The sequence below is a fragment of the Nonomuraea sp. NPDC001831 genome, assembly GCF_042892035.1.
GTDB lineage: Bacteria > Actinomycetota > Actinomycetes > Streptosporangiales > Streptosporangiaceae > Nonomuraea.
Map to the genome: position 1 here is coordinate 24,118 of NZ_JBIATU010000003.1, position 24,079 is coordinate 48,196.

General features: G+C 72.3%; 18 protein-coding genes. 10 read left to right on the forward strand and 8 right to left on the reverse strand.

Going from position 1 to position 24,079, the window contains the following annotated elements; translation table 11 throughout:
- Window positions 1-23 precede the first annotated feature (23 nt).
- Window positions 24-3,551: a DNA polymerase III subunit alpha gene (gene dnaE / locus ACFYYW_RS11105; protein ID WP_352324920.1), complete on the reverse strand. Its 3,528-nt coding sequence runs from the start codon at window positions 3,549-3,551 to the stop codon at window positions 24-26.
- A gap of 169 nt (window positions 3,552-3,720) precedes the next feature.
- On the opposite strand from dnaE, the gene ACFYYW_RS11110 reads away from it, so the two are divergent.
- Both ACFYYW_RS11110 and ACFYYW_RS11115 read left to right on the forward strand, forming a co-directional pair.
- The gene (locus ACFYYW_RS11110) at window positions 3,721-5,082 is read left to right on the forward strand and encodes an amino acid permease (RefSeq protein WP_352324919.1); all 1,362 of its coding nucleotides are present in this window, start codon (window positions 3,721-3,723) and stop codon (window positions 5,080-5,082) included.
- Between the two features lie 357 nt (window positions 5,083-5,439).
- The gene (locus tag ACFYYW_RS11115) at window positions 5,440-6,450 is read left to right on the forward strand and encodes an SGNH/GDSL hydrolase family protein (protein ID WP_387647358.1); all 1,011 of its coding nucleotides are present in this window, start codon (window positions 5,440-5,442) and stop codon (window positions 6,448-6,450) included.
- Window positions 6,451-6,605: 155 nt separating this feature from the next.
- Here ACFYYW_RS11115 and ACFYYW_RS11120 read toward each other — a convergent pair whose 3' ends face one another.
- Entirely contained in the window at window positions 6,606-7,496 is an 891-nt protein-coding gene (locus ACFYYW_RS11120; RefSeq protein ID WP_387647362.1) for a chorismate mutase, read from the reverse strand.
- 286 nt (window positions 7,497-7,782) lie between these two features.
- Between ACFYYW_RS11120 and ACFYYW_RS11125 the strand changes: the two genes are divergently transcribed.
- Genes ACFYYW_RS11125 through ACFYYW_RS11150 form a run of 6 tightly spaced genes read left to right on the forward strand, consistent with a single transcriptional unit; the run spans window position 7,783 to window position 14,538 of the window.
- Entirely contained in the window at window positions 7,783-9,621 is a 1,839-nt protein-coding gene (locus ACFYYW_RS11125; RefSeq protein WP_387647365.1) for a serine/threonine-protein kinase, read from the forward strand.
- Window positions 9,622-9,631: 10 nt separating this feature from the next.
- Window positions 9,632-11,389 carry a protein kinase gene (locus tag ACFYYW_RS11130; RefSeq protein ID WP_387647367.1) on the forward strand — a complete coding sequence of 586 codons (1,758 nt, stop codon included), beginning with the start codon at window positions 9,632-9,634 and terminating at the stop codon, window positions 11,387-11,389.
- Window positions 11,386-12,249 (forward strand): AraC family ligand binding domain-containing protein, encoded by an 864-nt coding sequence (locus tag ACFYYW_RS11135; RefSeq protein WP_387647370.1) that lies wholly within the window; start codon window positions 11,386-11,388, stop codon window positions 12,247-12,249. The genes ACFYYW_RS11130 and ACFYYW_RS11135 overlap by 4 nt, the downstream gene beginning before the upstream one ends.
- 10 nt (window positions 12,250-12,259) lie before the next feature.
- Window positions 12,260-12,922 (forward strand): AzlC family ABC transporter permease, encoded by a 663-nt coding sequence (locus ACFYYW_RS11140; RefSeq protein ID WP_387647372.1) that lies wholly within the window; start codon window positions 12,260-12,262, stop codon window positions 12,920-12,922.
- On the forward strand, window positions 12,919-13,230 hold the full coding sequence (locus ACFYYW_RS11145) for an AzlD domain-containing protein (RefSeq protein WP_387647375.1): 312 nt from the start codon (window positions 12,919-12,921) through the stop codon (window positions 13,228-13,230). The genes ACFYYW_RS11140 and ACFYYW_RS11145 overlap by 4 nt, the downstream gene beginning before the upstream one ends.
- A 9-nt stretch (window positions 13,231-13,239) precedes the next feature.
- Window positions 13,240-14,538 carry a protein kinase gene (locus tag ACFYYW_RS11150; protein ID WP_387647378.1) on the forward strand — a complete coding sequence of 433 codons (1,299 nt, stop codon included), beginning with the start codon at window positions 13,240-13,242 and terminating at the stop codon, window positions 14,536-14,538.
- Window positions 14,539-14,546: 8 nt separating this feature from the next.
- Here the strand turns inward: ACFYYW_RS11150 and ACFYYW_RS11155 are convergent, their stop codons facing one another.
- From ACFYYW_RS11155 to ACFYYW_RS11165, 3 genes are read right to left on the reverse strand one after another with little or no spacing between them, the layout of a single operon-like run.
- Window positions 14,547-15,476, reverse strand: a complete 930-nt coding sequence (locus tag ACFYYW_RS11155; RefSeq protein ID WP_387647381.1) for an RluA family pseudouridine synthase — start codon at window positions 15,474-15,476, stop codon at window positions 14,547-14,549.
- On the reverse strand, window positions 15,469-16,026 hold the full coding sequence (lspA, locus tag ACFYYW_RS11160) for a signal peptidase II (RefSeq protein WP_387648888.1): 558 nt from the start codon (window positions 16,024-16,026) through the stop codon (window positions 15,469-15,471). Before lspA ends, ACFYYW_RS11155 begins: the two co-directional genes overlap by 8 nt.
- A 26-nt stretch (window positions 16,027-16,052) precedes the next feature.
- Complete coding sequence (locus ACFYYW_RS11165; protein ID WP_357705396.1) at window positions 16,053-16,442, reverse strand: TraR/DksA C4-type zinc finger protein; 390 nt, start codon at window positions 16,440-16,442, stop codon at window positions 16,053-16,055.
- A 440-nt stretch (window positions 16,443-16,882) separates the two neighbouring features.
- Between ACFYYW_RS11165 and ileS the strand changes: the two genes are divergently transcribed.
- Window positions 16,883-20,023 carry an isoleucine--tRNA ligase gene (ileS, locus tag ACFYYW_RS11170; RefSeq protein WP_387647384.1) on the forward strand — a complete coding sequence of 1,047 codons (3,141 nt, stop codon included), beginning with the start codon at window positions 16,883-16,885 and terminating at the stop codon, window positions 20,021-20,023.
- Window positions 20,024-20,257: 234 nt separating this feature from the next.
- The gene (locus ACFYYW_RS11175; protein WP_387647386.1) at window positions 20,258-20,764 is read left to right on the forward strand and encodes a hypothetical protein; all 507 of its coding nucleotides are present in this window, start codon (window positions 20,258-20,260) and stop codon (window positions 20,762-20,764) included.
- 140 nt (window positions 20,765-20,904) lie between these two features.
- Here ACFYYW_RS11175 and ACFYYW_RS11180 read toward each other — a convergent pair whose 3' ends face one another.
- The 3 genes from ACFYYW_RS11180 to ACFYYW_RS11190 form a co-directional block, all read right to left on the reverse strand.
- A complete protein-coding gene (locus ACFYYW_RS11180) occupies window positions 20,905-22,686 on the reverse strand; it encodes a hypothetical protein (protein ID WP_387647388.1) in 1,782 nt (593 codons plus the stop codon).
- Window positions 22,687-22,727: 41 nt separating this feature from the next.
- Window positions 22,728-23,603 (reverse strand): DivIVA domain-containing protein, encoded by an 876-nt coding sequence (locus tag ACFYYW_RS11185; RefSeq protein WP_352325076.1) that lies wholly within the window; start codon window positions 23,601-23,603, stop codon window positions 22,728-22,730.
- Window positions 23,604-23,711: 108 nt separating this feature from the next.
- Window positions 23,712-24,005, reverse strand: a complete 294-nt coding sequence (locus tag ACFYYW_RS11190) for a YggT family protein (protein ID WP_125630468.1) — start codon at window positions 24,003-24,005, stop codon at window positions 23,712-23,714.
- Window positions 24,006-24,079 lie beyond the last annotated feature (74 nt).

Here is a 24,079-nt window from a genome sequence, read left to right on the forward strand (position 1 = left end):
GCGGGCCCGGCCGCTTCGGAAGGTCAGGCGCCCAGGCAGGCCGGGCCGAGGAGTTGCTTGAGGTCGCCCATCAGCGCCGGCGACGGCGAGACCCGCAGGCGGTCGTCGACCCGCATGACGGTCGTCTTCGGCCCGTTGTGCACCTGGAGATGCACCTCCGAGGTGCCCGGATGCGTGGTGAGGATCTCCTTCAGCCGCCCGACCACCGGCGGCGTGCACCGGGTCAGCGGCAGGCTCACCAGCAGCGGCCCGCCCGCCTCCTGGGTCAGGTCGGGCGCGGTCACCTCCATGGCGATGACCTTCGCGACGTCCTCCCGCTTGTCGATGCGCCCCTTGACGAAGACGATCGCGTCCTCGGCCAGGATCGTCGAGCACAGCTGGTACGCCGACGGGAAGATCATCACCTCGATCGCGCCTTCGAGGTCCTCGAGCTGGGTGAGCACCCACGTGTCACCCTTCTTGGTGACCTTGCGCTGCACCCCGCTCAGGATGCCGCCCAGCGTCACGACCTGCCCGTCGGCCCGGCTCTCGTCCTGGACGGCGGCGATCGAGCAGTCGGCCCCCGCGGCCAGGATGTGCTCCACGCCGAACAGCGGGTGGTCGGAGACGTAGAGGCCGAGCATCTCCCGCTCGAACTGCAGCAGCGTGTTCTTGTCCCACTCCCCCGGCGGGATCTGCACGTCGAAGGTCTGGTCCTCGCCGCCGTCGATCGCGCCGAACAGGGAGTCCTGGCCGATGGCCTCGTTCTTCTTGATGTCGATGATCGCGTCGACGGCCTGCTCGTGCACCATGACCAGGCCCTTGCGCACGTGGCCGAGCGAGTCGAAGGCCCCGGCCTTGACCAGCGACTCGATCACGCGCTTGTTGCACACGATCGCGGGCACCTTGCGCAGGAAGTCCTTGAAGTCGGCGAAGCGGCCCTTGGACTTGCGCGCCGAGATGATGCCGTCGACGACGTTGCCGCCGACGTTGCGCACCGCCGACAGGCCGAAGCGGATGTCGGTGCCGCGCGGGGTGAAGTCGAAGTCGGAGTCGTTGACGTCGGGCGGGAACACCTTGATGCCCATGCGGCGGCACTCGTTGAGGTAGAGGGCCGACTTGTCCTTGTCGTCCTTGACGCTCGACAGCAGCGCCGCCATGTACGCGGCCGGGTGGTTGGCCTTGAGGTAGGCCGTCCAGTAGGAGACCAGGCCGTAGGCCGCCGAGTGGGCCTTGTTGAAGGCGTAGTCGGAGAAGGGCAGCAGGATGTCCCAGAGCGTCTTGACGGCCTCGGCGGAGTAGCCGTTGCTCTTCATGCCGCTCTCGAAGGACTCGAACTGTTTGTCCAGCTCGGCCTTTTTCTTCTTGCCCATCGCCCGGCGCAGCAGGTCGGCTTTGCCGAGCGAGAACCCGGCGACCTTCTGCGCGATGGCCATGACCTGCTCCTGATAGACGATCAGGCCGTAGGTCGTGTCGAGGATCTCGGCCAGCGAGTCCTTGAACTCGGGGTGGATCGGGGTGATCTCCTGCTGGCCGTTCTTGCGCAGGGCGTAGTTGGTGTGGGAGTTGGCGCCCATCGGGCCCGGACGGTAGAGGGCGCCGACGGCCGAGATGTCCTCGAAGTTGTCGGGCTTCATCAGCCGCAGCAGCGAGCGCATGCCGCCGCCGTCGAGCTGGAACACGCCCAGCGTGTCGCCCCTGCCCAGCAGCTCGTACGTCTTCCGGTCGTCGAGCGGCAGCTTCAGCAGGTCGATCTGCTCGCCGGTGGTGGACTCGATCATCTTCAGGCAGTCGTCGATGATCGTGAGGTTGCGCAGGCCCAGGAAGTCCATCTTCAGCAGGCCGAGCGTCTCGCAGGTCGGGTAGTCGAACTGCGTGATGATCGCGCCGTCGGAGTCGCGGCGCATGATCGGGATGTGGTCGGTGATCACCTCGCGGGACATGATCACGCCGGCGGCGTGCACGCCCGTCTGCCTGATCAGGCCCTCCAGGCCCTTGCCGAGGTCCATCGTCGCCTTGACGTCGACGTCTTCCTCGTAGAGCCGGCGCAGCTCGCCGGCCTCGTTGTAGCGCGGGTGGTCCTTGTCGAAGATGCCCGACAGCGGGATGTCCTTGCCCATCACGGCCGGCGGGAACGCCTTGGACACCTTGTCGCCCAGCGCGTAGGGATAGCCCAGGACGCGACCGGCGTCCTTGATGGCGGCCTTCGCCTTGATGGTGCCGAACGTGGCGATCATGGCGACCTTGTCGGCGCCCCACTTCTCGGTCACGTAGCGGATCACGTCGCCGCGCCGGCGCTCGTCGAAGTCGATGTCGACGTCGGGCATGGAGACGCGGTCGGGGTTGAGGAAGCGCTCGAAGATCAGGCCGTGCGGGAGCGGGTCGAGGTCGGTGATGCCCATCGCGTACGCCACCAGCGAGCCGGCCGCCGAGCCACGGCCCGGGCCGACCGGGATGCCGTTCTGCTTGGCCCACATGATGAAGTCGGCGACCACGAGGAAGTAGCTCGGGAAGCCCATCTGCTCGATGATGCCGATCTCGTACTCGGCCTGCCGCTTGTGCTCGTCGTCGTAGCCCTCGGGCCAGCGGCGGTCCATGCCCTCCCAGACGGTCTTGCGGAAGAACTCGCTCTCCGTCATGCCGTCGGGGATGGGGTAGGTGGGCATGAGGTTCTTGAACTCGAAGAACCCGGTCGGATCGACCTTCTCGGCCACCAGGAGCGTGTTGCGGCAGCCCTCGGCCCACAGGTCGGAGGAGTCGACGGCGCGCATCTCGTCGGCGGTCTTGATGTAGTAGCCGGAGCCGTCGAAGCGGAAGCGGTCGGGGTCGGACAGCTGCTTGCCGGTCTGGATGCACAGCAGGGCGTCGTGGGAGGCGGCGTCGGACTCGTAGGTGTAGTGGGAGTCGTTGGTCACCAGCGGCGGGATGGCGAGCTCTTTGCTGATGCGGGTCAGGCCGTCGCGGACGCGGCGCTCGATGTCGAGGCCGTGGTCCATGATCTCCAGGAAGAAGTTGTCCTTGCCGAAGATTTCCTGATATTTCGCGGCGGCCTTGAGCGCCTCGTCGTACTGGCCGAGCCGCAGCCTCGTCTGCACCTCGCCCGACGGGCAGCCGGTGGTGGCCATCAGGCCGTCGGCGTGCTCGGCCAGGATCTCGGCGTCCATGCGGGCCCACTTGCGCACGAAGCCTTCGGTGTAGGCGCGCGAGCTGAGCTTCATCAGGTTGTGCAGGCCGGTCTTGTTGCGCGCCCAGATCGTCATGTGGGTGTAGTAGCCACCCGCCGAGACGTCGTCCTTCTTCTGGTGCGGCTCGCCCCACAACACGGGCTTCTTGTTGTGCCGCAGCTCCGGCGCGACGTAGGCCTCGATGCCGATGATCGGCTTGATGCCGGCGCCCGTGGCCTGCTTGTAGAAGTCGTACGCGCCGTGCATGTTGCCGTGGTCGGTGATCGCGATGGCGGGCATGCCCAGGTCGCCGACCTGTTTGAACATCTGCTTGAGCCGGGCGGCCCCGTCGAGCATGGAGTATTCGGTGTGCACATGCAGATGGACGAACGAGTCGCTGGACGACATGGAGCGGCGCCTCCCCGGGTCTGGATGCGATGGTGCGCTCCGACTCTAGTGGGCCGGACCGACATCCCGGAGCCGCCTCGCGCGCCCCGCGGGACCGGCGCGCCGGAAGCGTCGCGGCCACCGGCCTCGATATCGTCTCCCTCACTCAAAGTAATGAAGGAGACACCGGGTGCGCACGCAGTCCGACGAGGGGTACAGCCACGCGCTGGGCAACCGCCAGATCCAGATGATCGCGATCGGCGGCGCGATCGGGGTCGGCCTCTTCCTCGGCGCGGGCGGCCGCCTGGCCGCCACCGGGCCCGCGCTCGTGCTCTCCTACGCCACCGCCGGGCTGGCCGCCTTCTTCGTCATGCGGGCGCTCGGCGAGCTGGTGCTCTACCGCCCGGCCTCGGGCTCCTTCGTCGAGTACGCGGGCGAGTTCATCGGCCCGTGGGCGGCCTTCGCCAGCGGCTGGATGTACTGGGTCAACTGGGCCTTCACCGGCATCGCCGAACTGACCGCCATCGCCGCCTACGTCCACTACTGGGCCGGTGGATTCCCCCAGTGGCTGACCGCGCTGCTCGCGCTGGGGTTCGTGCTGGCGGTCAACCTGCTGTCGGTGCGCGTGTTCGGCGAGCTGGAGTTCTGGTTCGCGATGCTCAAGGTGCTGGCCATCGTGATCTTCCTGGTGGTCGCGCTGGTGCTGGTGGTCTTCACCGTCGGCGACGCCGGGCCGCGCAACCTGGTCGCGCACGGCGGCTTCTTCCCCACCGGCTTCCCGCTGGTGCTGATGAGCCTGCAGTCGGTGGTGTTCGCCTACGCCTCGATCGAGCTGGTCGGCATCACCGCCGGCGAGACCGCCCGGCCGCACGAGGTCATGCCGCGGGCGATCAACGGCGTGGTCTGGCGCATCGCGATCTTCTACGTGGGCTCGGTGCTGCTGCTGGCGATGGTCCTGCCCTGGACGGCCTACAGCGCCGGCACCTCGCCGTTCGTCACGTTCTTCGCCGGGCTCGGGGTGCCCTGGGCGGCCGACGCGATGAACCTCGTGGTGATCACGGCCGCGCTCTCGTCCTGCAACTCGGGCCTGTACGCCACCGGCCGCATCCTGCGGTCGATGGCCACCAAGCGGGAGGCCCCCGCCTTCGCCGCCACGCTCAGCTCCCGGCACGTGCCGATCGGCGGGATCGTGTTCACCGCGGCCATGTTCCTCGGCGGCGTGGCGCTGTTCTACTACCTGCCCGAGCGCGCCTTCAACATCGCCACGGCGGTCGCCTCGCTCGGGGTGATCACCACGTGGGGCGTGCTGGTCCACTGCCAGACCCGGCTGCGCGCCACCGGGCACCGGTCGGCGTTCCCCATGCCGGGCTCGCCGTACACCAACTGGCTGACGCTCGGGTTCCTGGCGCTGGTGATCCTGCTGATGCCGTTCGCCGACCGCGATCAGCGGGTGGCCTTCTTCCTCATCCCGGCCCTGGTCGCGGGCATCGCGCTCGGCTGGCTGGTGGTACGCCGCCGCCGGACGCGGGCGGCCGCGCGGGAGGCGGGTTAGTCTCGTCCGGGCAGGAGTCGCCGCTCGGGGGAGGCCACACTGGACAAGCTGGACGACACACTCGATCCCGCGCTCGGCCGGGCGGCGAGCGCCGTCCCCGTCGCCGGGCCGCCGCACACCGCGGGGCCTGAGCCCGCCACCGAGTCCGCAACCAGGCCCCTCAGCGTGTCCGGCCCCGGGCCCGCCACCATGCCCCTCACCGTGTCCGCCCCCGGGCCCGCAACCGTGTCCGCCCCCGGGCCCGCAACCGTGTCCGCAACCGCGCCCGCAACCGGGCCGTCCAGCGGGCCCGCCGTCGAGCCCGCAGCCCCGGTCGGGGTCGGGGCGGGGCGGCGGGGGCGGCAGGTGTGGCGGGTCGTGGCGGCGGCAGCGGCGGTGGGAGCCGCGCTCGCGCTGATCGGCGTGCCGCTGGGCGTCTACCCGAAGCTCGCCTGCGCCGTGCTCTCCCCCGGCTGCGGGCCGCTCCAGGAGCCGCCCGGCCGGCTGCCGCGGCTGACCCGGCTGACGCCCGTCCAGGCCGCGCTGAGCGGCACGTACGTCGCGCTCGGCGACTCCTACTCCTCCGGCGAGGGCGTCTACGAGCAGGACGCCGGCCCCGTCAACGACGGCGCCGACCGCTGCCACCGCGCCCGCGGCTCCTACGTCCCGCTGGTGGCGCAGGCCCACCCGTTCACCGGCGGCAGCGCCTTCTACGCCTGCAGCGGCGCCACCACCCGCCAGCTCCTGTCCGGCCAGTACGGCCAGCGGCCCCAGATCACCCGCGTCGGCCCGTCGGCCAGCCTGGTGACGCTGAGCATCGGCGGCAACGACGCCGGGTTCACCGACGTCCTGACCGGGTGCATCGTCAAGCTGCCCTGGTCGTCGGCCTGCGTCAACCAGGACGCCGCCGTCGCCCGGCGCATCGCCGAGCTGCGGCCCAGCCTGACCAGGGTGCTCGGCGAGCTGCGCGCCCGCGCGCCGGGGGCCCGGATCATCGTCCTCGGCTACCCCAGGCCGTTCCCCGTCTCGCCGGTCCGCACGGTCGACAACCTGAGCGTGGCCGACCAGCGGTGGCTCAACTCCGTCACGCGCCGGCTCAACGACACGGTGGGCGCCGTCACGGCCGAGCACGACCGCGGCCTGGCCGGCCTCGGCGCCCCCGGCAGCGTCGAGTACGTCGACGCCTACGAGGCGTTCACCGGCCACGAGGCCGGCACGCCGCAGCCGTACCTCAACAGCCTGGCCGTGGACATGGACCCGCTGACCGTCAACGCCCGCAGCTTCCACCCCACCGGCGACGGCTACCGCCGATTCGCCGAGCTGATCAACCAGCAGATCGCCGCCGGCCCCGGCCGCCCGTTGCACAACTACCGCCTCACCACCCCCTGAGCCGCAAGCGGACGGGTGGCCTGCCCACGGCTCAGGCGTGACTCAGACACGGCCCGCCGCGGCTCGGCGGTGGCCAAGGCCCTCCTGCGGCTCAGAGGCGGCCCGCCGCGGCTCAGCGCTGGCCAAGAGGGGGCCCGCCCGCGGCTCAGGGGGGCTCAGGAGCGGGCGCGTTCCTCGGCCAGGTGGAGGCCCGCCTCGATGACGGCGTTCATGACGGACGCCAGCCGCTCCTCGCCCAGCTGGGGCGCCCGCGCCGCCATCCGCGCCACCAGCGCCCGCTCCCGCGCCAGGTCGCGCCCCGCGAACCCGCCCACCGGCTTGAGCCGCTGCACGACCCCCGCCAGGGCGGCGCGCCGCTCCAGGAGGGTGGCCAGCGCCGCGTCGACCCGGTCGATCGCCTCCCGGCACTCGGCCAGCGTGGCCGGCGACTCCGGCCGCAACAACGCGCCGACCAGCGTCACGGCCTCCTCGGCCGCCCGCACGTCCGCAGCCTCCTCCGCCCGCCCGGACGCGCCGGAGCCGCCAGAGCCGGCGGGCCCGGCGACCACGAGGCCGTCGGCGCCCGCCGCCACGGCCGCCGCCGCCAGCCCCGGGTCGCGCGAGACGTCGGCCAGCACCGGACGCCCCGACGCGGCCCGCGCCGCCCGCAGCACCCCGAGGTCGAGCCGGCCCCCCTCGCACAGGACCACTTGATCGTTCCCCTCGGCGGCGCAGTAGCCGGCCAGGCCCACCCATTCCTCCACCGACGCCGACGGCCGCCGCTCGACCACCACCGGCAGCCCGAGCCCGGCCGCCGCCCGCACCAGCGGGATGTCGCGCGTCCACGTGGCCCCCACCACCACGGCGTCGGCCAGCGCCGCGATCGCCGGCAGGTCGGCCGCCGAGTACGGCTCCACCAGCGTGGCCCGCTCCCCCAGCGCCTCACGCGCGTCGACCTGCCCGCGATGCGGGCGCAGGCTCACCCGCCCGCCGATCACCACGGCCGGGCCGTGGCCCACGCGCAGCCCGCCGATCGTCACCATGTGCCGCTCCAAGGTCGTTGTCATCTCGACTCCCCACTCGGGCCGGCCCAGCGAAGCCGGCAGGAAAACCAAAAAGGCAGAGACGGGGCGTCTCTGCCTTGTGCCGACTCCAGGTGGTCGCTAGCTGACGACCGGCCCTCCCGGAGCCGGCTCGGTAAAGGTGTAGCGACAAGTCATGTCTGAAACCTTACACCCGCCTCCACCTGCTGGACGTTCCTTCTCATATGGCGGACTGACCTTCCGGCGAGTCGCCGATGATCCCTCGCTATGGGAGTATTTCTTGGCCGAGAGGGAGGGTTTGAGGCCGTTGATGTCGGATCGCAAGCAGGACGGACGCCGCATCGCCGGCCGGTACGAGCTGCTGGAGCCCATCGGCAAGGGCGGCATGGGCATCGTCTGGCGCGCCCACGACGAGCTCCTCGACCGCACCGTCGCCATCAAGGAAGTCCGCTACGCCGCTGCCCTGGGCGACGAGGTGCAGCTGCTCAACCGGCGCACGATGCGCGAGGCGCGGGCCGCGGCCAGGTTCGAGCACCCCAACGTGATCGTCGTCCACGACGTGATCGAGGAGGACGGCCGGCCCTGGATCGTCATGCAGCTGGTCCAGTCGCGCTCCCTGGGGGCGGTGATCAAGCAGGAGGGGCCGCTGCCGCCCGAGCGGGTGGCCGAGATCGGCGTGGCCGTGCTCGACGCGCTGCACCGGGCGCACGAGGCCGGGGTGCTCCACCGCGACGTCAAGCCCGAGAACGTGCTGCTGGCCGACGACGGCAGGGTCGTGCTGACCGACTTCGGCATCGCCACGCTGGAGACCGAGACGCAGCTCACCGTGACGGGCCTGGCGGGCACCCCCGCCTTCATCGCGCCCGAGCGGCTCAAGGGGCTGCCCGCGCGCCGCGAGTCCGACCTGTGGTCGCTGGGCGCGACGCTCTACACGGCCGTGGAGGGCCGCTCGCCGCACGAGCGCGGCATGGCGCTGGCCACCATGCACGCGGTCCTGACCGACGAGCCCGACCCCGCGCCGCACGCCGGGCCGCTGGCCGGGGTGATCAGCGGGCTGCTGGTCAAGGAGCCGGTGCAGCGCCTGACGTACGAGGAGGCCGCGCGGATGCTGCGCGAGGCCGCCACCGCGTCGAGCCCGGCGGAGACCAGGCGGTTCCCCAGCCGGAAGCTGCGCGCCGCCGTCCCCGCCCCGGATCCCGTCGAGGACGAGGACGACACCCCGACCGACCCCGACCTGGCCGTCCCCCCGCCCAGGTCCGCCCCCCGGACCCCGCCCCGGACCACGCCGAGGCCCGCGCCCCGGACCGCGCCCACGCCGAGGAGCAGGGCCGCCGGCACGCCGCCGCCCGTCGGGGCCGGCCGCCGGATCCCGCCCGTGACCAGGGACACCGCGCTTCCCGACGAGCTCACCGGCGAGCCCACGGTGGGCAGCCGCCAGGAGGGCCGCAAGTTCGGGCCGATCGCGCTGGCCGCCGCGGCGGTCGTGCTGGTCGCCGGGGTCGGCGGCTATCTCGGCCTGCGCTCGGCCCCCGAGGACCACTCCTCCAGGCCGCCGCAGGCCAGGCAGTCGGCCAAGGCCCACACCTCGACGTCCGCGCCCGCCTCGGGCACCGAGTCGAAGCCGCCGGCCACGAGCACGCCCTCGTCCTCGCCGTCCTCCTCGCCCTCGGCCACGCCGGACAAGACCGAGGACGCCGACCCGCTGCCCAGCGGCTGGAAGATGTACAAGGACAAGGAGCTCGGCTTCTCCATCGGGCTCCCCAAGGGCTGGGACGTCTGGGACCGCGGTGGCCGTCAGGTCAAGTTCAAGGGCCCCGGCGCGGCCTCGAACGCCTACCTGATGATCGAGGAGGCGGCCAAGCCCGGCAAGGACCCGTACAAGGACTGGAAGAAGCAGGAGCCGTCGCTCAAGCACAACTTCGGCGGCTACAAGAAGATCGGCATCAAGAAGGTCGACTACATGAAGGCCGCCGCCGACTGGGACTTCACCTGGAACACCAACACGGGCAAGACCCGGGTGCGCGACCGCGGCTTCATCACCGAGAACGGGAAGGCGTACGCCATCTACTGGCACACCCTCAACAGCCACTGGAAGAAGGACTACCACTTCTTCGAGGGCTTCGCCGCGACCTTCAAACCCGCCAAGTAGGCTTCCCTGCGTGGAAAGGCAGGTCAGCAACCGGTATCGCCTCATCGAGCCCCTCGGGGAGGGCGGCATGGGGGTGGTCTGGCGTGCCTACGACGAGCTGCTCGACCGTACGGTGGCGATCAAGGAGGTCCGCTACACGGGCGTCGGCGACGCCAAGCGGGCCGACCTCAACCGCAGGACCATCAGGGAGGCCAGGGCAGCCGGCCGCCTCGACCACCCGTCGGTGATCGTCATCCACGACGTCGTCGAGGAGGACGGGCGGCCGTGGATCGTGATGCAGCTCGTCCGGTCCCGTTCGCTGGCCGAGGTGATCGGCGAGCGCGGGCCGCTGCCGGCGGCGCTGGTGGCGATGGTCGGCGGCCGGGTGCTCGACGCGCTGCGGGCCGCCCACGCCACCGGGGTGCTCCATCGTGACGTGAAGCCCGAGAACGTGCTGCTGGCCGACGACGGCAGGGTCGTGCTGACCGACTTCGGCATCGCCGCGCTGGAGGCCGAGTCGGGGCTGACGGCGACCGGCGGGCTGGTGGGCACCCCGGCGTACATGCCGCCGGAGCGGCTCAACGGCGAGGCCGCCCGTCCGGAATCCGACCTGTGGTCGCTGGGGGCCACCCTGTACGCGGCGGTGGAGGGGCGGCCGCCGTTCAAGCGCGACTCGTGGGCGGCCACGGTGGCGGCGGTGCTGCGCGACGAGCCCGAGCCGCCCGTGCGGGCGGGGGCGTTGCAGCCGGTCGTCATGGGGCTGCTGCGGCGCGACCCGGCGGCCAGGATGCCGGCCGGCGAGGCGGCGCGGCTGCTCCACCAGGTGGCGACCGGGCAGCCGCTGCTGGCCGACCAGACCCCCATGTGGTCGGCCCCCTTCCCGGCCCCCGCCGCCCCCGGCCCGTACCCCCAAGGCCGACCCCCGCACGGCCCGCCCGCCACCCCCATCGGCTCCCACCCCGCCCCCAGCGGCCCTTACCCGTCGCCGCAGGGAGCGCAGCCCGTCACCGGCGACGCGCGGCCGCCGCACCGGACGGTCCCGGGAGACCCGCGGCGGCGCGGCCGGACGATGTGGATCGCGGTGCCCGCCACGGTGGCCGCCCTGGCGCTCCTGGGCGGCGGCGGCGTGCTGCTCTACGACCGGTTGTCAGGGTCCGCCACGCCCACCCCGACGGCCGGCGCCCAGCCGCCCGCCACCGGCGAACCGGTCCCCGCCCCCTCGACACCGCCGTCGAAGTCCCCGTCGAAGTCCCCGACGCCCGAGCCGAGCCCGCAGCCGAGCGAGGAACCCACCGGCGAACCCACCGGCGAGCCGACCGCCACGGCCCCGGCGGTGCCCGCCGGCTGGCGCCCCTTCACCAGCGCCGCCGGCCACTTCTCCATGGCCGTCCCCAAGACCTGGACCGCCGCCAAGAACCCCACCAGGGACAGCATCCGCCTGTCCGGCCCCGGCACCCCCGGCGCGATGATCGTCGAGTGGACCGTCCCCGACATCCCGTGGAAGGACCCGCAACAGCACTGGCTCGGCCTGGAGAAGGAGATCAAGGCCAAGGGCGAGTTCGACCACTACACCAGGATCGGCATCACCCCCACCGAATACCTCGGCCTGCGCGCCTCCGACTGGGAGTTCACCCAGATGCGCAAGGGGCAGCTCATCCACGTCATCAACCGCGGCTTCCACACCGCGGCCGGCCGCCCGTACGCCCTGTACTGGGAGACCCTCGACTCCCGCTGGGCCGCCGACCGGCACTGGTTCGACACCTTCGTCAAGACCTTCCGCCCGGAATGACGCCGGAGCACGACGGCGAGCGCGAGCGGGCCCGGTTCTGGCGGCATCCGGCGGTCCCCGAGACCGACCTGCTCAAGGCCCGCTACGTCACCCACCGCTTCTCCCGGCACGTCCACGACGGGTACGCCATCGGGCTGATCGTGGCGGGCGTGGAGGAGTTCGACTACCGCGGCACCCTGCACCGGGCGGGCGCGGGCGAGCTGGTGCTGGTCAACCCGGACTCGGTGCACACCGGCCAGGCGGGCACGCCGGGCGGGTGGGCGTACCGGATGTTGTATCCGTCGGTCGAGGCGCTGGCCGGGATCGCGGCCGAGCTCGACGCGCCCCTGGCCACCCCGTACTTCCCCCGGCAGGTGGTGCGCGACCCGGAGGTGGCGGCGCTGCTCGGGCGGGCGCACCAGGCGGCCGAGCGCGGCGACGCGCTGGCCGCCTCCACGTTGTCGCGCACGCTGTTCGCCCGGCTGCTGAGCAGGCACGCCGCGCCCAGGCCGGACGCGAGCCCGCCGGGCGCGGGCCGGCGGGCGGTGCGCGAGGCGATGGCGCTGCTGCACGAGAGCCTGCTCGACCCGCCGACGCTGGAGGCGCTGGCGGCGGCGGTGGGGGTGCGGCCGTTCCCGCTGCTGCGCGCGTTCAAGGCCGTGACGGGTCTGCCGCCACACGCCTATCTCACCTCGCTGCGTGTGCGGCAGGCCCGCCGGCTGCTCCTTGAGGGGGTACGTCCGGCGCAGGTGGCGGCCGACGTGGGCTTCACCGACCAGGCCCACCTGAACCGGCACTTCAAGCGCGTCGTGGGCGTGCCACCCGCCGCCTACCAAAAGGCCGCAGGAACGTACAAGACCGGATATTTGCCCAGTTCATAAGCTGTTTCCCATGGAAACGACAACTCGCCGTTCCGCCGCGGTGCGTGACGGCCTCGGTGTGGGTCTGGCCGTGGGGTTGTCCGGTCTCGCGTTCGGCGCGGCGGCGATCACCGCCGGGCTCAGCGTGCCCCAGGCGTGCGTGCTGAGCCTGCTGGCCTTCACCGGCGCCTCGCAGTTCGCGCTGGCCGGGGCGATCGGCGCGGGCGGCGACCTGACGGCCGCGGCCGCGGGCGCGCTGCTGCTCGGCGGCCGCAACACCCTTTACGGCCTGCGCCTGGCCGACCTGCTGAACGTCCGCGGCCCGCGCCGGCTGCTGGCCGCCCACGGCGTGATCGACGAGACCACGGCCGTCACGCTGGCCCAGCCGGACGAGCCGTCGGCGCGCACCGGCTTCCTCACCACCTTCGCCAGCCTGTACGTCACCTGGAACCTCACCACCCTGGCCGGCGCGGTCGGCACGTCCTTCCTGGGCGACCCGCGCGTGCTCGGGCTCGACGCCGTGGGCCCGGCCACCTTCCTGGCCATCCTGTGGCCGCGGCTGGCCGGCAGCGGGCGGCTGCGGGTGCTCGCGGTGGCCGGGGCGGCGGTCGCACTGGCGGCCAGCCCCTTCTTCCCGCCGGGCGTGCCGGTGCTGCTGTCGGCGGTCGCGGTGCTGGTGGTGATGGTGCGATGACGGCGTGGTGGGCGATCGTCGCGGTCTGCCTCGGCTGCTACGCGCTCAAGCTGGCCGGGCTGGCCGCGCCGCGCCGGGTGCTGGACCATCCGGCGGTGCGCAGGTTCGCCGAGCTGGTGCCCGTGGCGCTGCTGTCGGCGCTGATCGCGGTGCAGATGTTCACCGAGCAGGGCAGGCTCGCGTTCGACCCGGCGCGTACGGCGGGGCTGGTGGCGGCCGTGGTCGCCCTGGTGCTGCGGGCGCCGTTCCTGGTGATCCTGGCGGCGGCGGCCGTCGTCACCGCGCTTGCCCGGATGTTTCTTGGGTAGTCGCCGTGCATGTCCGATTCTGCGGGGATGGTCGGTGGCCGCTACCGGCTGCTCAGGACGATCGGCCAGGGCGGTATGGGAACCGTGTGGCAGGCGCACGACGAGGTGCTCGGCCGTGACGTGGCCGTCAAGGAGGTGCTGCCGCCGCCGGATCTGAGCGGCCCTGAGCGCGAGGTGTTCGCCGTGCGCACGTTCCGCGAGGCGCGGGCGGCCGGCCGGGTGGCGCATCCGGGGGTGGCGGCCGTCTACGACGTGCTGGAGGAGGGCGGGCATCCGTGGATCGTCATGCAGCTCGTGCACTCCCGTACCTTGGGCGAGACCATCCGCGCCGACGGCCCGCTGCCGCCGGCCAAGGTCGCCGCCATCGGGTTGCAACTGCTGGAGGCGCTGCGCGCCGCGCACGCGGCGGGCGTGCTGCATCGTGACGTCAAGCCCGACAACGTGCTGCTGACCGAGGACGGCCGGGCGGTGCTCACCGACTTCGGCATCGCCACCACCGAGGACGAGGCCCCCGTCACCAGGACCGGCATCCTCATCGGCACCCCCGCCTTCATGGCCCCGGAACGGGCGGCCGGCGGCCAGGCCAGGCCCGCCTCCGACCTGTGGTCGCTGGGCGTGACGCTGTACATGGCGGTCGAGGGCCACTCGCCCTTCCACCGGGACAACGCCCTGGCCACGCTCGGCGCGGTCATGCACGCCGAGCCGGAACCGCTGGCCCGCGCCGGCGTGCTCGCCCCCGTGCTGCTCGGGCTGCTGCGCAAGAATCCCGCGCAGCGCATGTCGCTGGAGGAGGCCGAGCAGCGGCTGAGACTGGTCCTGACCGGCGGGCCGCTGGAGCAGACCGGCCCGGTGCCGGTGCCCCCGATGGCCGTACGCCGTCCGCGCAGGGCGCCGATCCTGGCCGTCGCGGCGGGCGCGTTGCTCGTGGGCCTGGTCACCGGCGGCGCGGCCTGGTGGACGAAGCAGTCGGACCAGCCGGTGCAGGGCCGCGCCCCGACGATCCCGGCGGTCGTCACCCCGCCCGGCAGCGACGCCCCGACCGACGCCCCGACGGACGCGCCGAAGACCGCCGTCACCGACTCCGAGCCCGCCCCCGCGACCTCGCCTCCCTCGCGGTCCGCCGCGCCCCGGCGCAGCGCCCCCTCGCCCACCAGCGGTGAACGGACCAGCACCCCCGCGAAGTCCCCGGCGAAGAAGCCGACGCCGACCAGGTCGGCGGCCCAGCGGGACGAGCAGGAGGACAAGAAGGACGACGCCCCCTCCAGGACCCCCGGCCAGGTCGACCCGTCGCAGGACGGCGAGGAGTAGCGGCCGGCTCAGGTGTCGGCGGCGACGGCGTCGAGCGCCTTCTGCAGGTCCTCGGGGTAGTCGGTGCTGAAGGACATCCACTCGCCGGTGGCCGGGTGCTCGAAGCCGAGCGAGACCGCGTGCAGCCACTGCCGGGTGACGCCCAGCCGGGCCGCGAGCGTGGGGTCGGCGCCGTAGAGCATGTCGCCGACGCAGGGGTGGCGCAGGGCCGACATGTGCACGCGGATCTGGTGCGTACGGCCGGTCTCCAGCTTGATGTCGAGCAGCGAGGCCGCCCGGAACGCCTCGATCGTGTCGTAGTGGGTGACCGACGGCTTGCCGCCCGCGACCACGGCGAACTTGCCCTCGCCCGAGGGGTGGCGGTCGATGGGCGCGTCGACGGTGCCCCTGAACGGGTCGGGGTGGCCCTGGACCAGCGCGTGGTAGCGCTTGTCGACCGTGCGCTCCTTGAAGGCCCGCTTCAGCGCCGAGTACGCGTGCTCGCTCTTGGCCACGGCCATCGCGCCCGTGGTGTTGGCGTCGAGCCGGTGGACGATGCCCTGCCGCTCGGCCGCGCCGCTGGTGGCGATCGTGTGGCCGGCGCCGAGCAGGCCACCGATCACGGTCGGGCCGGTCCAGCCGACGGTGGGATGGGCGGCCACCCCGATCGGCTTGTTGACCACGATGATGTCGTCGTCCTCGTAGACGATCGTCATGCCGGGCACCGGCTCGGCCACCGGCATCGGCGTGCTGGCCGGGGGCGGCAGCGTCACCTCCAGCCAGGCGCCGGCGTGCACGCGGTCGGACTTGGCCGGCTGCCCGCCGTCGACCTGCACCTCGCCGGCGGCGATCAGCTCGGCCGCGCGGGTGCGCGAGAAGCCGAACAGCCGCGAGATCGCCGCGTCGACGCGCTCGCCCTCCAGCCCGTCGGGGACGGGCAGACTCCGCCGCTCAGCCATCCTGGGGCTCCTTCCCGGTCCCCGCGGTGTCCCCCGCGGTGGTGTCGGTCTCCCTGGTGCCGTCGATCTGCACGTTGCGCCAGGCCAGCAGCACCGCCAGGATGCCGCCGCAGACGATCGCCGAGTCGGCGACGTTGAACACCGGGAAGTAGTCGATCACCGGGAAGTGCCCGGGCAGCACCTCGATGAAGTCCACGACGTGCCCCTGGAGCTGCGTCGAGCGGCCGAACCCCGACGGGTAGCGCAGCAGCCTGTCGGTCAGGTTGCCGAGCGCCCCGCCGAGGAGCAGCCCGAGGGTGATCGCCCACGGCAGGCTGTGGAGCTTGCGCGCGGTGCGCACGATCGCCACCACCACGCCCGCCGCGATGAACGTGAACACGAACGTCATCCCCGTGCCGATGCTGAACGCCGCGCCCGAGTTGAAGATCACCCGGAACTGCAGGACGTCCTGGAGGACGACGAGCGGCGCCTTGCCTTCGAGCGTTCGCAGCACGATCGTCTTGCTGATCAGGTCAGCCGCGTAGACGACGACCGCCAGCGAGGTGAGGATCGCGAGGAGACGTCCGCGTGGCCTGCCTAGCGGCGTTCCTCCTTCTGCTTGCAGGCCACGCACAGCGTCGCCCTCGGGAACGCCTGAAGACGTTCCTTGCCGATCGGCTTGTGGCACGATTCGCACACTCCATAGGTCCCTGCGTCGATCCTGGCGATCGCACGTTCGTTCTGCGCGACCAGATCGCGCGCATTCAGGGTAAGGGCGATCTCGCGTTCGCGCTCGTACGTCTTGGCGCCGGCGTCCGCCTGGTCGTCGCCCGCGCCCTGGGTGACGTCACCAGAGGCTATCTCCGACTCGTGGCGGAGGATGTCGGCCTCGAGCTCGTCGATCTCGGTCCGCAGCCGGCCGCGTACCTCGGCCAGCTCCTCTTCCGACCACATCGACGGTGTAGCGGTCTGCGTGACTGCCGCCATGGCTGCCTCCATGCTGATCAAGGCCGTGAATGGTGCGGGCAGCTTAGGATCCTCATAACGGAACGGCAAACGACCCGCCGGATGGTTTACCTCACCCGTACTATCCCGCCTCGCCCGTTCAACTCCTCCCCGGGGACGTCCATTCCCACAAATTTCCTCCTTGCCTACCAACGCCGCCGCCTGCGGGAGGAAACCTGGAAGTCTTCGGCTCCACTCTGCGTTATGGTTTGAGACTGCAAGGCGTTGATGGGGCCCCGCTGTGAGGGATATCACCCCGGAGCCGCCGGAAGAACGGCTCGGCAGAGCTCACTAGACCCGGCAGCAAGCGAATGAAGAGGGCCTCCTCCGGAGGCCAAGAAGGGTGGTACCGCGGAGCCGCGAGGCTTCGTCCCTTCGCGCACGCCACAACCGGCCGACGACGCGTGGAGGTCCCGCCCGACATGTCTTCCCCATCATTCCGCTCTCTTCCCGCGCAGGTCGACCTGCCCGCGCTCGAGCGCGAGGTCCTCGACCGCTGGCGGGACGGGAAGATCTTCGAGCGGTCCGTCGAGCAGAACGCCGGCAACCCCGCCTGGGTGTTCTACGAGGGCCCGCCCACCGCCAACGGCCTGCCCGGCGTGCACCACGTCGAGGCCCGGGTGTTCAAGGACCTGTTCCCGCGCTACAAGTCGATGCGCGGCTTCAGCGTCCCGCGCAAGGCCGGCTGGGACTGCCACGGCCTGCCCGTCGAGGTCGGCATCGAGCGTGAGCTGGGCCTGACCGGCAAGAAGGACATCGAGGACTACGGCATCGCCGAGTTCAACGCCAAGTGCCGCGAGTCGGTGCTGCGGCACGTCGACGCGTTCGAGCAGATGACCGAGCGCATGGGCTACTGGATCGACCTGTCCCAGGCGTACCGGACGATGGACCCGTCCTACATCGAGTCGGTCTGGTGGTCGCTGAAGGTCGTCTTCGACAAGGGGCTGCTGTTCCGCGACTTCCGCATCACGCCGTACTGCCCGCGCTGCGGCACCGGCCTGTCCGACCACGAGCTGGGCCAGCCGGGCGGCTACGAGAACGTCTCCAGCCCGTCGGTCTACGTGCGCATGCCCGTGACGTCCGGGCCGCTGGCCGAGCTGGGCGCGGCGCTGCTGATCTGGACCACCACGCCCTGGACGCTGGTGTCCAACACGGCCGTCGCCGTGCACCCCGACGTCACCTACGTCGCGGCCAGGACCGCCGACGGCGAGGTGCTGGTGGTGGCCGAGCCGCTGCTGTCCGTCCTCGGCGAGGACGTCACCGAGGTGGCCCGCTGCACGGGCCGCGAGCTGGAGCGCACCCGCTACAGCCGCCCCTTCGACCTGGTCGACATCCCCGGCGCCCACTACGTCGTGCTCGGCGACTACGTCACCGTCGAGGACGGCACCGGCCTGGTCCACCAGGCCCCCGCCTTCGGCGCCGACGACATGGCCGTCATCAAGCGGTACGACATGCCGATCGTCAACCCGATCGGCCCCGACGGCCGCTTCCTCGACGACGTCCCCATGGTCGGCGGCCGCTTCTTCAAGGACGCCGACGAGGAGCTCACCGAGGACCTGCGCCGGCGCGGCCTGCTGTACCGGGGCACGCACTTCGAGCACGCCTACCCCCACTGCTGGCGCTGCCACACCGCGCTGCTGTACTACGCGCTCCCGTCCTGGTACATCCGCACCACCGCGGTCAAGGACCAGATGTTGTCGGAGAACGCCAACACCAACTGGTTCCCCGAGACCATCAAGTGGGGCCGGTTCGGCGAGTGGCTGCGCAACAACGTCGACTGGTCGCTGTCGCGCTCGCGCTACTGGGGCACGCCGCTGCCGCTGTGGGTGTGCTCGGCCGACGAGAGCCACGTCACCTGCGTCGGCTCGCTGGCCGAGCTGGGCACGCTGGCCGGCCAGGACGTCTCCGCGCTCGACCCGCACCGCCCCTACGTCGACGACGTGACCTTCGACTGTCCCTCCTGCGGCGCGCTCGCCACCCGCGTGCCCGACGTCATCGACGCCTGGTACGACTCGGGCTCGATGCCGTTCGCGCAGTGGGGCGAGCACGGCAAGCCGGAGGGCGTCTACCCCGCGCAGTTCATCTGCGAGGCCACCGACCAGACCCGCGGCTGGTTCTACTCGCTGATGGCGGTCGGCACGCTGGTCTTCGGCCAGTCCTCCTACGAGAACGTGCTCTGCCTCGGCCTCATCCTGGCCGAGGACGGCCGCAAGATGAGCAAGCACCTGGGCAACATCCTGGAGCCGATCCCACTGATGGACCAGCACGGCGCCGACGCGCTGCGCTGGTTCATGGCCTGCTCCGGATCGCCGTGGGCGGCCCGCCGGGTGGGGCACAACGCGCTGGAGGAGATCGTCCGCAAGGTCCTGCTGACCCTGTGGAACACCTCCTCCTTCTTCACCCTGTACGCCAACGCCGAGTCCTGGAGCCCGTCCGAGCCCGCTCCCCCGGCCGCCGAGCGTCCGCTGCTGGACCGCTGGGTGCTGGCCGAGCTGCACCGGACGGTCGCCGAGGTCACCGCGTCCCTGGACGAGTACGACACCCAGCGTGCCGGCCGCCGCCTGGCCGACTTCCTCGACGACCTGTCCAACTGGTACGTCCGCCGCTCGCGCCGCCGCTTCTGGCAGGGTTCGCGCGAGGCGTTCGCCACCCTGTACGAGTGCCTGGAGACGGTCACCCGGCTGATGGCGCCGATCACGCCGTTCGTCACCGACTACCTCTGGGACGTGCTGCGCGCGCCCGGCGCGCCCTCCTCGGTCCACCTGACCAGCTGGCCGCAGGTGCGCGAGGACCTGCTCGACCCGGCGCTGTCGGACCAGATGGCCCTGGTGCGCCGGCTGGTCGAGCTGGGCCGCTCGGCGCGCGCCTCCTCCGGCGTGAAGACGCGGCAGCCGCTGCGCCGGGCGCTGGTGGGCGCGCACGACTGGCCGTCGCTGCCCGCCGAGCTGCGAGGGCTGGTGGCGGACGAGCTGAACGTCCAGGCCCTTGAGGACATGTCCGGATTCGACGCTGATCTCGTGTCGTACACGGTGAAGCCGAACTTCCGGGCGCTCGGGAAGCGGTTCGGGTCGCGTACCAAGCTGGTGGCCGCCGCGGTGACCGCCGCCGACGCCACCCGCGTGGCCCGCACGCTGCGTGGCGGCACCCCCGTCATGATCGAGGCGGACGAGCTGGGCGAGATCATGCTCGGCCCCGACGAGGTGATCGTCACCGAGCAGCCGCGCGCGGGCTGGGCCGTGGAGACCGGCGCCATCGGCACCGGCACCGGCGAGACCGTCGCCCTCGACCTGGAGCTGTCCGACGAGCTGCGCCGCGCGGGCCTGCTGCGCGAGGTGATCCGCCTGGTCCAGGAGGCCCGCAAGTCCTCCGGCCTGTCGATCACCGACCGCATCGACCTGTGGTGGACGGCCTCCTCGCCCGACCTGGCCGCCGCGCTGCGCTCCGGCGGCGGCACGGTCGCCGAGGAGGTCCTGGCCGCGTCCCTCACCGAGGGCGCCCAGGAGGACCTCCCGGCCCACCGCGACGAGGACCTGGGCCTGACGTTCCACCTCCGCCGCGCCTGACCCCGGCCTGCGCGGAGCCCTCGCCCCCGGACCGGCCCACGGAGTCCTCGCTCCCGGACCGGCCTGCGGAGCACTCGCTCCCCGACCGGCCCGCGGAGCCCTCGCTCCCGGACCGGCCTGCGGCGTGGCGGGCACGGTCCGACCGGCGACCGCGCGGGGGCGCCACCGATCACCTCAGTGGCGTCCCCGACGCGTGTGGCCGCCTCCTGCCACGTGACGAAGGGATCCGGTCCCGTGCCGAGTCTGATCCGCCGTGCTTCCGCTCAGGTGTTCGTCGACGCGTCCACCGTCGATCTGACCGGCGAGGAGCTCGTGGCGGAGTTCGAGTGGGACATGACCGCGACCGGCCTCGTCCAGGCCGATCCCGGCGGTGACGGCGCGCGCGTCGTGTGCGGCCAGGAGATCGGCGACGTCGGCGTCACCGCCGAACTGTGGGACGCCGCCCCGCCGTTGGCCGCCGACGACTGGCAGGACGTCGCCGAGGTGTCGGTGGCCTGGCGCTCCGCGTTCATGGACTTCGCGACGACGGACGGCGGGGAGAACCCGGCCGCACAGCTGGAACTGCCCGGCCCCGACGACTACCGGCTGCGCGTCCACGGACGCAACCGCGACGACGGCGACCCCCGGGACGACGACGCCCCCGTCGAGGAGTACCTGATCCAGGTGTGGCCCGCCCCCCAGGCCGGTCCCGTCACGGCCAAGTCCACCAGCCGGACGGCGGCCACGTGGAGAGCGCGGTGAGCTCCGCCCGGTCGCGGGGGCGTTCGGGCCGTCCCGGCGGTACCTCGTCCGGAGAAGGGCGGACAAATGGCCAGATGGACGTGGCCGTCCCTGAGCCCGGCCCGCCGGCGGATGCGCAGCGGGGCCGGGGTGGGCGGGTGTTACTCGGCCGGGTCGCGGTCGTGCTGGCACACCGGGCAGCTGGTCAGGCCGGCGTCCTCGGCCTCGGGGATCGTCATGGTCTCCACGCCCGTCTCCCCCGCGCCCCTGATCAGCGGGCAGGTGGCGCTGTGGTAGCGACGGGTGCCGGTGATGACCTTGACCGTCCGTGAGCTGCCGGCGGGCCCGGACGTGCCGCCGGTCTCGCCCTTCGAGCCCTCGCCCGTGTTGCCGGGCTTGTCGCCGGACGTCTCGCCCTTCGCCGCACTCTCCTTGCCGGCGGCCGTGCCGGGCTTGGCGTCCTTGCCCTCGGCCTTCGGCGCCTGGGCGGCCGTTCCCGCCGGACGGGCGGAAGGGGCCGGCGCAGCCCCAGAAGGCCGCTCGGACGCCCCGGCAGCCCCACCCGAGGACTCCGGCTGCACAGGCAGCCCGGAGGCCGTCACGCGAGGCTGCGGCGCCGTGTCGGGGTCGGACATGTCGTCGGCGGACGCTTCGGCGGGCCGTCCGGGCCGCTCAGCAGCCGGCGCGGGCCGGTCGGCGGGCCGGTCAGCAGTCGGCGCGGGCCGGTCGGTGGGCGACGGCCGGGCGGCCGAGGACGGCTTGCCCGGCTTGCTCTCAACCGCCGGCTTGCCGGAAACAGCCGCGTCATCGCCCGTCTGCCCCGAAGCCGCCGCACCCGCACCGGCCTTGGCGGGAGCCGCGCCCTTGGCCGACGAAGCCGGAGCCTCACCCTCACCCGCCCCGCCAGCCGACGGCTTCTCGGACGGGCTCTTGGGCGCGCTCTTGGACGGGCCAGGGGCCGGCGAACTCGTGGAGGCCGCAGTCGTGGAGGCCGCAGCAGGGCTCGAAGGAGCGGCCGACGGGCCCTTGGCGTCGTCCGGCGAAGGCGAAGAGGGACGCGCGGGCCGCTCGCGCTCCGACGGCGGCCGGAAGTAGGAAGTCTGGATCTCCCCCTGCTCGTCGTCCGGACCGGCCTCGGAATCAGGCGCGGCGGCGGAGGAGGGGGACTTGGCCGGGTCGCTCGCCTGCGCGGCGGCGGCCGGACGGCCGAACCACCCGGTGGCGCCCTCCTCGCGGGGGGCGGCGGGCTCCGGGGTGGGGGTGGAAGCCTTCGTGTCGGGCTTCGGCGGTACGACCGGCGGGCGCAGGTCCCGGGTCTCCGCGGAGGTCTCGGCCCGGCTCTCCGCCACGGCGGAGGGGGTGGCACCGGGGCCGGGGGCGACGACGGGCTCGGGGTCGGCGGCAGGCGGCAACTGCCGTCCGCCGAGCGCGGCGTCCGGAAGGCACGTGGTGCAGGGCGTGAAGCCCTCCTCGCGTGCCTCCTCGTGGGTGAGCTCCTCGTGATCCCGTCCGGCCAGCTGGCGGCAGCCCGGCACGTGGTATCTCTTGCGGCCCGGGATCACCAGCACGATCGCGTCCGGCGAGATGCCGCTCGCCGCGGGGCGGCGAGGCGCGGAGGCCGGAACGGCGGTCCGCTGAAGCGTCTGCGGGTGCGGATGCGGGTGGGGTTGTGGCCGCGGGTGCGGCTGGGGCCCGGCAGGACCGGTCTGGTTGTACGGCAGGCCGGGCGGCGGGAGCGGGGCCGGAGGGGTGGCCGGCGCAGCGGCCCGCCCACCACCGGGAAACAGCTCGTGACGCCGCAGCAACGCCCCGATCACCAGGAACAGCGCGGACAGCACGCTGACCACGATGGACCACATGATCAGGAACGGCTTAGCCAGTACGAAGCCCGCGATCAGCAGCACGACCGCCGCGAGCACCAAACCAGCACTGATAAGGATCACAGGGGGCTCTTTCGAGTGACAGGTCCTAGTGACCCGTTACTTTACCGGCGGTCGTTGTGCGGACCGTCGCCGCCGGGGAAGGCGCCCTGCGGAGCCTCGCCGCCGAACGGGTTGGGGCCACCGGGAAGAGGCTGCTGACCACCCTGGGGAACCGCGTGCGACATGGCGGGAGCCTGACCCTGCGGACCGGACATGACCGGGAACCCGCCGCTGCCCTCCGCGGAGACGTTGAGCTCGGCGAGCTGGTTCTCCAGGTAGAGCTTGAGGCGGCTGCGGTATTCGCGCTCGAAGCTGCGCAGCTCCTCGACCTTGCGCTCGAGCTCGTCGCGGGTCTGGACCAGCGAGCCCATCGCCTGGCGGTGGCGCTCCTGCGCGTCGCGCTCGAGCGTCTCGGCGCGGGCACGGGCGTCGCCGATGACCTGCTCGGCCTGGCGGCGGGCCTTGGTGAGGATCTCGTCGGCCTCACGGCGGGCGCGGGTCACCGTCTCGTCCGCCTCCCGGCGGGCGTCGGCGATCGCCTGGTCGGCGGTCTGCTGGGCGAGGGCCAGCACGCGGGCCGCGGTGTCCATGTTGTCCTCGGCGGGAGGCATGCTCATGGCCACGGGCTGCGGCTCGGGGGCGCGCATCGGCTGCGGCTCGGGGGCCCGCATGGGCTCCGGCTGCGGCGGCGCCATCATCTCCGGCTTCGGCTGCTCCTGGACGGGCGCGGAGGCCATGGGCATGCCCATGCCGCCCGGCACCTTCCCACGCAGGCACTCGGCCAGTTTGGCGCGTAGCTCCTCGTTCTCTTGGATCAGGCGGTCGAGCTCAGCCTCCACCTCGTCGAGGAAGGCATCGACCTCCTCCTCGTCGTAGCCCGGCCGCAGCCGGGTGGTACTGAACTGCTTGTTCCGCACATCAGCGGGCGTCAGCGGCATTTTTTGGTCTCCTTGGCGCGCTTGGAGTCTGTCCGGAGGGACGGTGAACCCGAATCACTTCAGCGCGGACACGAGTTGGATCACGACCGGCCACCCCACCAGCCCGCCTCACCGGCCGCCCAGTGACCCAGCGATCTGGATCAAGATCAGAACGACGATGAACAGGACAGTGAAGCTTAGGTCAAAGGCCACCGTACCCAACCGGAGCGGAGGAATGAAACGGCGGAGGAATTTGAGAGGTGGGTCTGTCGCGGTGTACGTGGCCTCCGCCAGCACCAGCACGACCCCGGAAGGCCGCCACTGCCGGGCGAACGCCTGCACCGTCTCAAAGATCATCCTGCCGATGAGCAGTACCAAATACAGAGACAGGACTACGACCAAGATCCCACTCACGATCTCCACGGCCCGGCCGCGCCTCCACTTCTGGTGTGCCCTCCCGGCCGCGCGTGGACCCGGTTGGGTGCGATGGACATACA

Bases quoted from the DNA above. Each gene is read 5' to 3' on its own strand.
- ACFYYW_RS11145 (WP_387647375.1), top strand. From the start codon at position 12,919: ATGACGGCGTGGTGGGCGATCGTCGCGGTCTGCCTCGGCTGCTACGCG.
- ACFYYW_RS11165 (WP_357705396.1), bottom strand. From the start codon at position 16,442: ATGGCGGCAGTCACGCAGACCGCTACACCGTCGATGTGGTCGGAAGAG.
- ACFYYW_RS11135 (WP_387647370.1), top strand. From the start codon at position 11,386: ATGACGCCGGAGCACGACGGCGAGCGCGAGCGGGCCCGGTTCTGGCGG.
- ACFYYW_RS11120 (WP_387647362.1), bottom strand. From the start codon at position 7,496: ATGACAACGACCTTGGAGCGGCACATGGTGACGATCGGCGGGCTGCGC.
- dnaE (WP_352324920.1), bottom strand. From the start codon at position 3,551: ATGTCGTCCAGCGACTCGTTCGTCCATCTGCATGTGCACACCGAATAC.
- ileS (WP_387647384.1), top strand. From the start codon at position 16,883: ATGTCTTCCCCATCATTCCGCTCTCTTCCCGCGCAGGTCGACCTGCCC.
- ACFYYW_RS11140 (WP_387647372.1), top strand. From the start codon at position 12,260: ATGGAAACGACAACTCGCCGTTCCGCCGCGGTGCGTGACGGCCTCGGT.
- ACFYYW_RS11150 (WP_387647378.1), top strand. From the start codon at position 13,240: ATGTCCGATTCTGCGGGGATGGTCGGTGGCCGCTACCGGCTGCTCAGG.
- ACFYYW_RS11185 (WP_352325076.1), bottom strand. From the start codon at position 23,603: ATGCCGCTGACGCCCGCTGATGTGCGGAACAAGCAGTTCAGTACCACC.
- ACFYYW_RS11155 (WP_387647381.1), bottom strand. From the start codon at position 15,476: ATGGCTGAGCGGCGGAGTCTGCCCGTCCCCGACGGGCTGGAGGGCGAG.
- ACFYYW_RS11125 (WP_387647365.1), top strand. From the start codon at position 7,783: ATGTCGGATCGCAAGCAGGACGGACGCCGCATCGCCGGCCGGTACGAG.